This is a genomic window from Peptoanaerobacter stomatis (assembly GCF_000238095.2).
Lineage (GTDB): Bacteria > Bacillota > Clostridia > Peptostreptococcales > Filifactoraceae > Peptoanaerobacter > Peptoanaerobacter stomatis_A.
Window position 1 is genome coordinate 1765794 of the sequence record NZ_JH815225.1, and the last position, 12897, is coordinate 1778690.

At 29.6% G+C, this 12897-nt stretch carries 10 protein-coding genes and 2 pseudogenes; 11 read left to right on the plus strand and 1 reads right to left on the minus strand.

The genetic code is table 11. From position 1 onward, the window contains the following. The first annotated feature begins 17 nt into the window (after nt 1-17). The 11 genes and pseudogenes from HMPREF9630_RS07740 to HMPREF9630_RS07790 all read left to right on the plus strand — a co-directional run bounded on the left by HMPREF9630_RS07740 (nt 18) and on the right by HMPREF9630_RS07790 (nt 12548). Nucleotides 18-1361: an MATE family efflux transporter gene (locus HMPREF9630_RS07740; RefSeq protein ID WP_009527942.1), complete on the plus strand. Its 1344-nt coding sequence runs from the start codon at nt 18-20 to the stop codon at nt 1359-1361. A gap of 71 nt (nt 1362-1432) precedes the next feature. Beyond that, complete coding sequence (locus HMPREF9630_RS07745; protein WP_009527943.1) at nt 1433-2182, plus strand: hypothetical protein; 750 nt, start codon at nt 1433-1435, stop codon at nt 2180-2182. 274 nt (nt 2183-2456) lie between these two features. Next, complete coding sequence (gene yihA / locus HMPREF9630_RS07750; RefSeq protein ID WP_009527944.1) at nt 2457-3047, plus strand: ribosome biogenesis GTP-binding protein YihA/YsxC; 591 nt, start codon at nt 2457-2459, stop codon at nt 3045-3047. Nucleotides 3048-3295: 248 nt separating this feature from the next. Next, the gene (locus HMPREF9630_RS07755) at nt 3296-3487 is read left to right on the plus strand and encodes a hypothetical protein (protein WP_009527945.1); all 192 of its coding nucleotides are present in this window, start codon (nt 3296-3298) and stop codon (nt 3485-3487) included. A gap of 180 nt (nt 3488-3667) precedes the next feature. Then, nucleotides 3668-4672: a phosphate acetyltransferase gene (pta, locus tag HMPREF9630_RS07760; RefSeq protein WP_009527946.1), complete on the plus strand. Its 1005-nt coding sequence runs from the start codon at nt 3668-3670 to the stop codon at nt 4670-4672. 353 nt (nt 4673-5025) lie between these two features. Continuing rightward, the gene (locus HMPREF9630_RS07765) at nt 5026-5367 is read left to right on the plus strand and encodes a hypothetical protein (RefSeq protein WP_009527947.1); all 342 of its coding nucleotides are present in this window, start codon (nt 5026-5028) and stop codon (nt 5365-5367) included. 400 nt (nt 5368-5767) lie between these two features. Next, nucleotides 5768-7246, plus strand: coding sequence for an Lsa family ABC-F type ribosomal protection protein (locus HMPREF9630_RS07770; RefSeq protein ID WP_009527948.1), 1479 nt, complete (start codon nt 5768-5770; stop codon nt 7244-7246). Nucleotides 7247-7306: 60 nt separating this feature from the next. Beyond that, nucleotides 7307-7621, plus strand: a pseudogene (locus HMPREF9630_RS07775) (S-layer homology domain-containing protein); the annotation flags it as partial. A 647-nt stretch (nt 7622-8268) separates the two neighbouring features. Then, nucleotides 8269-8946 (plus strand): ABC transporter ATP-binding protein, encoded by a 678-nt coding sequence (locus tag HMPREF9630_RS07780; protein ID WP_009525182.1) that lies wholly within the window; start codon nt 8269-8271, stop codon nt 8944-8946. Further along, a complete protein-coding gene (locus HMPREF9630_RS07785) occupies nt 8943-11285 on the plus strand; it encodes an ABC transporter permease (protein WP_009527950.1) in 2343 nt (780 codons plus the stop codon). The genes HMPREF9630_RS07780 and HMPREF9630_RS07785 overlap by 4 nt, the downstream gene beginning before the upstream one ends. 15 nt (nt 11286-11300) lie before the next feature. Continuing rightward, a complete protein-coding gene (locus tag HMPREF9630_RS07790; RefSeq protein WP_009527951.1) occupies nt 11301-12548 on the plus strand; it encodes an efflux RND transporter periplasmic adaptor subunit in 1248 nt (415 codons plus the stop codon). A 52-nt stretch (nt 12549-12600) separates the two neighbouring features. Here the strand turns inward: HMPREF9630_RS07790 and HMPREF9630_RS07795 are convergent. Then, nucleotides 12601-12897 (minus strand): annotated as a pseudogene (locus HMPREF9630_RS07795) (hypothetical protein); the annotation flags it as partial.

A 12897-nucleotide genomic window follows, 5' to 3' on the forward strand; every position in this document is an offset into this window, starting at 1 on the left:
AGAGAAAGGAATAAATTATGGATGCCACTAAAATAAGTGCAGAAAATAAGATGGGTATAATGCAGATAGATAAATTGCTTATAAGTATGTCTGCACCTATGATGGTATCAATGTTGGTACAGGCATTGTATAATATAGTGGACTCTATATTTGTTGCCAAGATAAGCGAAGCGGCATTAACTGCCGTATCGCTTTGCTTTCCTGTACAGAACTTTATGATAGCCGTATTGGTAGGTACTAATGTTGGTGTAAATTCTATATTATCCAGAAGACTTGGCGAAAAAAATCAGAAAGAAGTCGATAAAATAGCCAATGTTGCAATTTTTTTAGCCATATGTTCAGGAATAATATTTATGATGATAGGTTTTTTTGGAACAGAATCATTTTTTGCAGGTCAAAACACCAGTGATGAAATAAAAAATTACGGTATGCAGTATATGAGAATAGTATGTATATATTCAATGCCACTATCATTGCTCATATGCTTTGAGAAAATGTTAAGTTCAACAGGCAGAACGGTATATAATATGATTACTCAGATGACCGGTGCCATAATAAATATAATATTGGATCCGATATTCATATTTGTCTTAAATATGGGAGTTGAGGGAGCAGCTATAGCTACCGTATTAGGACAATTTGGCGGGCTTATAGTAGGAATATATTTGAACATTACTAAAAATGATGATGTTCATCTCAATATAAAACAGATAAGACCTGATTTTAAGATAATTAAAAGCATATTTTCCGTTGGCTTGCCTTCGATAGTTATGCAAAGTATAGGCTCTTTTACAATATTCGGAATGAATAATATACTTATGACATTTTCTACTACTGCAATAGCATTTTTCGGAGTATATTTTAAACTTCAAACTTTTATAATATTACCTATGGTAGGTCTTGCCAACGGACTTATACCGATAGTTGCATATAATTATGGAGCAAGAAAAAAAGACAGAGTTATATCTGCTATGAAGTGTTCGTTTAAATATTCGGCTATTATGATGATAATAGGAATACTTATAATGCAGGTATTTCCTGCTAATTTATTAAAACTCTTTGATGCATCTGATATGATGATTGATTTGGGGGTTAAAGCTATAAGAATAATATGCTTTGCCTATGTTTTTGCAAGTATGTCCATAATAATGTCATCTGTATTTCAGGCGCTTGGAAGTGGAGTTACATCAATGATAGTGTCGCTCACAAGGCAAATTATATTTTTATTACCTCTGGCATATTTCTTTTCATTACAAAAAAATATAAATATGGTTTGGGCTTCGTTTATTATTTCTGAAGCTGTTGCATTTGTTATGTGCGTGATGTTTTCAAGAGTTATATTAAAAAGATTGGATTTTTAAAAATAAAAAATGTATTTATTATAAAATATCAGTAATATTTATAGTATTGATGTCAATGATAAGGTGATAATATGAAGAAGATAGATATATCAGAAATAAAAAATAATTTTCATAAATTTGCTGAACTTAACTTTAGAAATTCAGAAAATTTTGAATACTATATATTGGATAAGGAATATATATCAAAATTGGAACCTTTTTTTGATGCAGTTCAAAAAGATATATTGAATAAAGAAATATTTTTTAGAAATACTTTGCAAGAAAATTTGGACATACTTGAAAGAGGAGGTTTTTTTGTAGCAGCTTTTTCAAATATGGAATTAGCAGGAGTTATATCTGTAGATATGGCACATGGAGAAAAATCTCTGCCGACTTTTATGCATCTTTCTCCTACAGATATTTTGAAATCTGTTATCATTGATACCGTATGCACACTTCCTAAATATAGAGGAAATTCGTTGCAAGAAAAACTTATGTGTATATGTGAATATATATGCTTGCAAAAAGGGCACAAATATGCTTTTATGAGCATATCTCCAAATAACTATTATTCTGTAAACAATGCATTTAAACAGGAGTATACAATATTTGCAATAGAAGAGCTGTACGGAGATAATCAAAAGGCAGGTCTTACAAGGTATATATTGAGTTTACCGCTTGGCAAGAGATTGGCAAAGGTAAAAGAGCAGTACAGCGTCATAAATTCAAATATAGATATGCAAAAAGAAGTTATAGATTTGGGATTTTTAGGAATGAAAGCAATAAATTTTACATCTGTCGATAAATTTTTTGTAAGCTATTCAAAAGCATTTTATGATTGATGTTTTAAAATAATTTATTTTGTTAAAATGGTAAAATAATTCGGATTTTTAATCTTTATGAAATGCTTTAATATTAAAAATATATTTTTATGAAAATAATCAGTTTTCTTATATTTTTTAGAAGAGCTGATTATTTTTTTTGCGTAATATTTAAAAAATATTTAATTTCTATGGTGTATATTGTAAAAATGTGATAAACTATCTCTGTTATAGAATAGATTTAAAAAATTTTTATACATCTATAATTCATATTTTTTATTGGAGGTGGTGACTTTTGATAATAAAATCATCTAAGCTGAAAATAAGTGCAGTAAATCCGTCATCATATCCTGATGATGATTTGCCTTGTATAGCATTTGCAGGACGCTCTAATGTAGGAAAATCTTCGCTTGTAAATTCAGTATTAAAGAGAAAAACACTTGCAAGAGTATCACAAATGCCTGGAAAGACGAGAACTATAAATTTTTATTTGATAAATGATAACTTTTACATTGTAGATTTGCCCGGATATGGATATGCAAAATTGTCAAAAGAGGAAAAAGACAGCTGGGGAAAGACCATGGAGCTATATTTTTCTGAAAGTAAAAATTTGAAGCATTTGTTTTTGCTGCTTGATATAAGGCATGAGCCGAAAGAAACTGACAGACAGATGTATGAATATTGTAAATACTATAATATACCTGTAGATATAATAGCTACAAAGTCGGATAAAATATCAAGAGGACAATATCAGAAGTCTTTTTCAGTTATAAAAAAGTTTTTAAATATAAAAGGCGATGAGGTAAAGATATTCCCTATATCTTCTTTGAAAAAGACAGGTATTGAAGAAGTGTCGGATTATATGGAAGAGATACTTAAAAATTGATTTTTTGAGATGAATATTTATTAATTTTAAAGTGAGATTATTTTTTAAATAATTGAATTTTTATACTAATATTCCTTTGATTGAGGGATACATTTATATAAGTGTATAATTGATTTTACTCAAGTAATAGATTTTTAAAAACATAAACATCATTACTCTATTAGCCTTTAGTATAAGATTTAATTATCTGTAAATTTCACTATAAGCTGAAGTGATTTATAAATCATTCGGCAGGAGATAACAAACATATGTTTATACAAATAACTAATATATTTGTCGGTATAATGATAATACTTATACCGTTTATGCTTTTATTCGTTTTAGTCAAAAAATTTTTGTCAAAAGACAAGGAAAAAGAAAATTTGGAGCTAAGAGTAGAGATACTTGAACATGAAATTCAGCGAATAAAAGAACATATAAATTACATTGATGAACTGTAAAATCATTTTTATTTAAAATAAAATTATATAGCTATGATTTATTTGTGTATTAAAATAGTATTATATAAGATTATTTTAAAAATTAATGATTTTGATTTTATATATTTTTTAACAGTTTAAATAAGTTTTATATATTGGAAATTTGAAATTTTTAATGAATTTATTTGGAGGAACAACAATATGTCTTTTTTTTATGATGCAGAGAGAATTATAAGAAAATATCAACACAGAATAGTGTTGCCTGAAGGAACTGATAAGAGAATAGTCGGAGCAGCGTCAAGACTTAAAAATAACAACTTATTGGAGCCGATTGTACTTGGAAAACCGGAAGAAGTTCAGAGAGTTGCCGATGAAAACGGGTTTGACATAAGCAGAGTTCAAATTATAGATCCGTTGACATATCCTGAAATAGATGACCTTGTTAAAGCTTTTGTGGAGAGAAGAAAAGGAAAGGTAACAGAAGAAGAAGCAAGAGAAACTTTAAAGGACGAGAATTATTTTGGAACATTGCTTGTGTATACAGGCAGAGCTGACGGTTTGGTATCAGGGGCTATCCATACTACTGCAGCCACTGTAAAACCGGCACTTCAAATAATAAAAGTAAATCCTATGTATTCAAAAGTTTCCGGAGGATATTTGCTGATAAGAGACAAAGAGTTGTATGTTTTTGGAGACTGTGCAATAAATATAGAGCCTACATCAGAAGATTTGGCTGAAATAGCTAAACAATCAGCGGAAACAGCAAAAAATTATGGACTTGATCCTAAGATAGCAATGCTTAGTTATTCTACAAAAGGCTCAGGAAAAGGAGAATTAGTAGATAAAGTTAGACATGGCTTTGAAATTGCAAAAGAAAAATATCCTGAATTGGTAATAGACGGAGAATTACAATTCGATGCCGCTTTTGTACCTGAAGTTGCAGCAAAAAAATTAGGAGATTCACCTGTTGCAGGAAAAGCAAATGTATTTATATTCCCTGATATACAAGCAGGAAATATAGGATACAAAATGGTGCAGAGATTAGGTAACTTCGAAGCGATAGGACCTATACTTCAAGGATTAAATGCTCCTGTAAATGACTTATCAAGAGGTTGCAATGAAGAAGATGTATATAAATTATGTATAATATCTTCAATGGAAGCAATAAAGATAACAGAAGAAAGACAACGTAAAAACAACGCTTAAAAAATAAAATATATTATGTAACTGATTAAATATATACGGTACAATTATGAATATAATCTTTTTTATACTAATTTCCAATAGATAATTTATATGAGAAGTCTGTGAATATAGATGTATTTTATTAAATTTATGAAACGATATTTTATATAGCTATATTGAATTTTCGTATAAATTAGTAATTCTTTATAATTTATTTTTAATGCTGAGCATAGATATTGTAGACAATTTATACGGGAAGTCTATAAATAGTGTTATATTTTTATTAAATGTACACATATTTTTCTATGCTTACATTAAGCTTCAGTGTAAATTGGGCTTAACTGTATATAAATACATCAAAGGGAGCAAAGATTATGAAAGAAATAAAACAAATAGTACAAGAGATGATAAGTGCACATAGTTGCTATCAGGGACTAAAAGATGCAGGTCAAGCATATTTGGACAGTATAGGTACAGATATGGAAAAGCAGGCTGCAAAAAAACTTATAGAAGTAACTGAAGACAGTGTTCAGAGCATTGATGAAGTGCTTGAATTTTTCCAATCTGAAAGAGGTAAACAGGTTTTTGGCGAAGAAACGGCAGCAAATCTCACAAAACAAGCAAAAGAAGTAAAAGCAAAAGGTGGAAAATATTGTTTTTGTCCTTCTTGTACAGCAGGAGTGGAATTATTAAAAAGAAAAGCAGAAATATTATAGAGAATTAGGATCGGTTAATGCCGGTCCTTTTTATATTTATAAAAGTTTTATACTATAAAGTTAATATAATAATTGATATTTCTGTTTTTAAAAATTTATTAGCTAAGTAAAATAAGCATATTTAAAATATAAATATATTCAATAATTAGACAGACCGCAATCAATGAGTTTATCAGTAAAATCGTAGTGCATGAGCGAGGTGTCAAAATAGCAATATATACCATTCAGTTAATATAAGTATATTTTAACTATATCGGCAGATTTAAAAATGAACTAACAAAATAAATAGAAAAGGTAAAAAAATAAATGATACAGATGAGGGAAGGAAATCTGATAGTGGAAAAAATGGCTTAAAAATGTTATAATATTAGACAAAATATGCCTGTGAGGGGGTGTTTTTGTGTCAGTAATTAAAATTGAAAACCTTACTTTCTCATATTATGGATATGTAAAACCTGTATTTGAAAATGTATCATTTTCTTTTGACACCAACTGGAAAACAGGACTTATAGGTAGAAACGGAATTGGCAAGTCAACTCTATTCAAACTACTTTTAAACCAAGAAACTTATCAAGGAAAAATTACAAAAAGTGTTGACTTTATTAAATTTCCACCAAATATAATTGATACTTCAAAATTAGGGATTGAGTTATATAAAGAACTAATATCAGAAGAGGAAGAGTGGAAATTATTTAGAGAACTTAATTTGCTAAATGTAGATGACAATCTTATTTACAGAGAGTTTGAAACGCTCTCTAAAGGAGAACAAACAAAAGTCCTTTTAGCTATTTTATTTACAAAGGAAGATGGGTTTTTACTTATTGATGAACCAACGAACCATTTAGATATGGATGGAAGAAAACTTGTAAGCGAATATCTGAAAAGTAAAAAAGGATTTTTGCTTATATCTCATGATAGAGATTTTTTAGATGGGTGTATTAATCATGTTATTTCTATTAACAGAAGCTCTATTGATGTTCAATCAGGTAATTTTACATCGTGGTATGAAAATAAAGTGATGAAAGACCAATTTGAAATCAGTCAAAATGAGAAATTAAGAAAAGATATTAAACGGTTAAAAGAAGCTGCAAGACAAAGTCAAATTTGGTCTGATAAAATTGAAAATACTAAAAATGGTGTAAAAGTATCTGGTGTAAAACCAGACAAGGGACATATTGGACATCAGTCAGCCAAAATGATGAAAAAGTCAAAGAATTTAGAGAATAGACAAAATAAGGCAATAGAGAAAAAACAAAGCCTATTAAAAGATATCGAAACAAAGGAAAGGCTATTAGTACATTCATTACATCATCATAAGGGCAGTTTAATAGCAGTTAATAATTTATCATCATATTATGGAGAAAAGCAGATATTAAATACTGTAAGTTTTGAAATAAAACAAGGTGATATAGTAGCTATATATGGTCGAAATGGTAGTGGAAAATCGACCTTGATTAAAATTTTGTTAGGCTTACATCGTGAGTATATTGGTGAAATAAAATTAGCAAATAATTTGAAAATATCTTATATACCTCAAGATACATCTAATTTAACAGGGAGTTTGAATGAGTATATTCATAAGCAAAATGTTGATGAAACATTGTGTAAAACAATTCTTAGAAAATTAGACTTTGTAAGAGAATTATTTGAGATGGATATGAAAAATTATAGCGATGGACAAAAAAAGAAAGTTTTAATTGCTGTAAGTTTATCAAAATCGGCTCATTTATTTGTTTGGGATGAACCACTGAATTATATAGATGTAATATCGAGAATACAGATTGAGGAAATTATAAAAGAAGCAAAACCTACACTAATATTTGTGGAACACGATAAGCGATTTGTAGAAGATATAGCCAATAAAATCATACAATTATAAACGAAATAAACAATCAAAAAATTAGAAAAAGACTAATACAAAAAGGAATAATGTCAGGAGATACAAACAGTATTAGAAAACAAAATATTCACACAAGACGAAAAAGGCAACTTTAGACCGGAAAGTAAAATAACAAGAGCAGAATTGTTCGTAGTAATAGCAAAATTAAAAGACATAAAACCGTTAGATAATACTAGAGTAAAAGAAGTATTGTCAAAATACACAGATTTAGGCTCCATACCATCTTGGGCAATAGGATACGCATCAGCATTGGCAGAAAAAGGGATAGTAAGCGGAGAAGATAATAAAATAAATGCAAATGATATGCTTACAAGAGAGCAACTTGCAACAATATTTGCCAATATAGTAGAATAACATCTTTAAAAAAATAAGAATGAAACTATGATAACGTAAGAAAAACATCATACATGAAAAATACCACTGTAATTTAAACCGGCAGTGGTATTTTTTTAAAAAAATTTATAAATTTTTTTCACAGAAATATATTATTTTTTCCAACTATGTACTATAATTAAAAGTGATAATTACTTTTATACAATATTGTGTATGAAATTTTGTCTGATTGGATTGATATTTGTCTATTTAGAGTTGATAAAACTGAGTATTTGAAATAGTATTTACATATAGTTATAAAATATAATATTACATAATTGAACCGTAAATAATAAAAATGCTAAATGGAATATATTTTGTATTTATCAGTGCATATTTATTTAATACTTATATTTAAATCTTATAGAATAATGAAAATTTATAATAATTAATTTTTAAAATAAAGCATTTATATTGGTGTTGTATTATATTCTTTATCCATAATTTTATTAGATAGTAGTATAAAACTTAATATAATAATAGATATTTCTGTTTTTAAGAACTTATTGGCTAAGTAAGATTAAGCATATTTAAAATAAATAATGTATATAAATATATCCGTTTATTAAACAGATATTAGTATTAAATGAAGTTTTAAATGTTTTTAGTATAAAATATGAGGTAATGATATGGACGTACTTATAAGAGGAAATAATTTGTTTAAAACTTATGATATGGGCGAAACGAAAATAGACGCATTGTCAGGGATAGATTTTGAGATTTATTCCAATGAGTTTCTTGTAATACTTGGACCGTCAGGCTCGGGGAAAAGTACATTTTTAAATATATTGGGCGGAATGGATACTGCAACTTCTGGAGAAATATATTATAGAGATATGCCATTGCATGGAGCAAGCAGAAAAAAACTTACAAAATATCGCAAAGAGGCTGTAGGTTTTGTATTTCAATTTTATAATTTAATGCCCAATTTAACGGCTCTTGAAAATATAGATTTGGCAAGGGAAATATCGGACAGTCCTTTGGATGCGAGGCAAATGCTCAATAAAGTAGGGTTGTCGGACAGGGCTGACCACTTTCCGGCTGAATTATCAGGAGGGCAACAACAAAGGGTGGCAATCGCAAGAGCACTTTCAAAAAATCCTGATATTTTGCTTTGTGACGAGCCTACAGGGGCATTGGATTCAAAATCGAGCGATATGGTTTTGGATATATTGAAAGATTTTGCCAAGACTTATAAAAAAACGGTGGTACTTATAACTCATAACGAATCTATTGCAAAACTTGCAGACAGAGTTATGTATATAAAAGATGGAAAGATAGAAAAAATAGAGAAGGTGAAAAGTTGACTATAAATAAAAAGCTTTTCAGAGATTTGCTTGAACACAAAGGAGCAAATATTGCGGCAATAATAGTTATTGCAATAGGGATAATGATGTACAGCGGTGCTGCTATATCTATGGATACGCTTATATATTCAAAAGAAAATTTTTACGAAAAAGCAAATTTTCCAAGTGCCTATGCAAAACTTATCTCGGTAAATGAAAAAGTTATTTATCCTTTGGAGGAGATAAAAGGCGTAAAAAAAGTGGAGCTTAGGCTTATACAAGACGTAAAAATACCGGATACGTCAAAGACTATACGACTTATAAGCCAAACTGACTCTATAGGAAAGTATATTATAAAACAAGGCAGAAAGCCTGTACAAAATAACTATGAGATTTTGCCTGACAGTATGTTTGCAAAAGCTAACGGATATAAAATAGGCGACAAGATAGAGGTTATATCATCAGGTAGAAAAAAAGAGCTTACTGTATGCGGAATTTCATCATCAGCTGAAAATATATACAGTCTAAAAGACATATCTCAGCTTATGCCTAATCCTGAAAAATTTGGAGTGGCATTTATAGATATAATTTCACTTCAAAATTTAACAGGTAAAAAATATTTTAATGAAATAATATTCGAATTTGAAAAAGGTGTAGAGTTTGAAGATGTAAAAAATGAAATAGAAAAAGAATTGCAAAGCTATGGACTTATAAGCTTGTATTCTATGAAAGATCAAAGCAGTAATTCTATGATTGAGGGTGAAATTGAAGAGCAAAAAGCCATGATGATTACAATGCCGATTATATTTTTGAGCGTTTCCGTTTTGGTTATGAGCATAATGATAAAAAGGATTATTCAGCAACAGCGTGGACAGATAGGAATACTAAAAGCGTTCGGTTACAGCGATTTTGAAGTAGGGCTTCATTATTCTTTGTATTGTATGATACTTGGAACATTGGGAGCAGTTATAGGCAGTTTTATGGGCATAACTTTTGCCGATTTGATGTTGGATCTTTATAAACAAATGTTCAATATGGATTTTGTGAACAACTCGTCATTTTTAAACTATTTTATTATAGGCATACTCATATCTTGTGCATTTTCCATATTTGCAGGAGCAAGTTCCAGCTTAAACGCTGTAAAGATTGCTCCGTCAGAGGCTATGCGACAAGAGGTTCCACAAGGAGGCAAAAAAGTTTTATTAGAATATCTTCCATTTTTTGATATAATTTTTAATTCTCGTGGCAAGATGTCTATAAGGAATATATTCCGTAACGGAAAGAGAAGTTTTTTCATAATCATAGGTTTAGCACTTGCATTTTCAATATCTATCATGCCATGGACTATGCTTTCCATAATGAAAGAAATGGTATTTGACAGATATGAATATGTGGAAAAGTATGATGCAAAAATATTTTTATCAGATATAAGTTCAAAAAAAGAAGTTGAAAATGCTCTCAATTCTTTTGAAAACATAATATATAAACAGGCTCTGGCAGAAATACCGTCTACCGTAACTCATAAGGGTGTGAGTCAAGATGTTGCTATAGTAGGACTGCCAAAAGACAGCAAGCTTTATACAATTGTAGATGATAAAAAAAGACCTATACAGATTCAAGGCGGAATAATGCTGTCAGAAAAACTTGCAGAAAAATTGGGGGCGGATATAGGAGATGAAATAAATATTAAAAGCCCATATGCAAAATACAAAAAAGATAAAATATTTTTGAAAGTTACTCAAATTGTTGAGCAAGGTGTCGGTATGAACGGTTATATGGACATAGACCAACTATCAAAAAAATTGGGTTATGATACAATATGCAACAGCATTTTGATAGATGTAAAATCACCTGAAGACATAGAAACAATAAGAGATAAATATCAAAATTCAGAAAAAGTTATAAGTGTTCAGTCAAAGACAGAAACCATTAACCAGTTAAACAAACGTATGAATTCTATGTATTCGGTTATGTATTTTATGGCTATAATTGCAAGTGCTATGACATTTGCAATAGTATACAACACTTTTGTAGTTGTATTGATGGAAAGAAAAAGAGAAATGTCTACTCTCATGGTGCTCGGAATGAAAGAAAAAGACGTATTATCAATAATATCTTTAGAGCAATGGATAACAAGCATTATAGGTATGATACTCGGAATACCTTTAGCGCAAGCACTTATTATAGTTATGAGCAAAGAGTTGACGACAGACAGCTTTACGATGCCTACTGATATGAAATCAGGTGCAATAATACTTGCTGTAATACTTATGATTGTATCAATAATTGCAGCGCAAATACTTGCATCAAGAAAAGTAAATACCATAGACATAGTGGAAGTTCTTAAATCAGGAGAATAGAAAGAAGGTGTATCAATGAATAAAAAAGTCAGAATAATATTAATTTGTATTGTTATTTTAATTGTTACAGCGTATATAGTGATACAAAAAAATAAACCGCTTGAATTTGCCACAAAGACACTTACAGAAGAAACACTTATAAACGATTTTAAAGAAACAGGAAAAATCAAAGCAAATCAACAAATTTATATAACACCGAAATACAGCAGTAAAATAATATTCATAAAAGAAGACGGAGATAGAGTTGAAAAAGGAGATTTGATATTGGCGCTTGATACGAGCGACCTTGTTACAAAAAAAAGAGAGCTTTCCGCGAATATCAGTGCTTTATCAGGTCAAGAAGAAATGTCCATACCGACACTATATGATTCACAACTTCAATCACTCGATATAGCGATACAACTGGCACAAAAACAGGTCGATGAATTATCACAAGATAACGACAAATATCTGGAGTTATATAAAAGCGGAGCAATACCTAAATCAGATTATGAAAAAATAAATAGATCCTATGAAGACGCAAAAAAAGCCCTTGCATTAAAACAAAACGAAAAAACAGTATTGATAGACCAATCACAAGAAAAAAGTGGAAGCAAAGAGTTTTATTCGGCACAAAAAACTGCGTTATCAGTGCAAATATCAGATATAGATGATAAAATTGATCAAAGTAAAGTATATGCACCGTTAAGCGGTATAGTTACAAGTGTATCTGCAAAAAATGGAGGCTTTGCAAATGCAACAATGCCTATAATGGAAATATCCGCCTCAGATGATATAATAGCAGTATGCGATGTCTTGTCATCTGACGCATTGGCACTCAAAGAAAATCAAAAAGTTGAAATACTTCAAAAAATAGGAGAAGACACAGTAAAAAAATCCGGATTAATAATAGAAATCGGCAAATATGCCAAGACAAAAATGTCATCCTTAGGCTTGGAAGAACAAAGAGTAGAAATAAAAATAAAACTTGATGATGTCAAAAATATAATTGTAGGTTCTGACATAGATATAATATTTGAAACCTTGCGATTGGATAATGTACTTATAGTACCGAAATCAGCGGTATTTGAGTATGAAAATGACAAATATGTGTGGAAGGTGCAAGACGACAAATTGGCAAAAGCAAAAATAGAAACAGGACATGAATCAGACTATGAATACGAAGTGATATCGGGATTATCGCAAGATGATATAATTATAGTCGAAGCCAACAATGCACAGCTCAAAGAAGGCATAAAAGTTAAATCAAAAGAAAATAAATAAAATGAAAAATACCATAAAATCTTGATAATAAGATTATATGGTATTTTTTATACTACATTTTTTCCAACAACCTGTCCAATTCGTCTTTTATCCTTGCTTTGTCAAAGAGTTCTTTTCTCTCTTTGTATATATGAAATCTTTTTTGAAACTCTTTTTCACTTTCTATTGACTTGTCTATGATTTTGAAAATTTCATCATCCAATAATTTTTTCTTTTCATCTATGTCTTTAGCTAAGTTCAATCTGTTTTCAAACTCCAAGTATTTTTTCAATTCATTTTCAATCATCTTTTCTGTAAGAGGTGTATTCTTGTTATTTTGCTGGTGATTTACTATAAAATCAAGTATTCT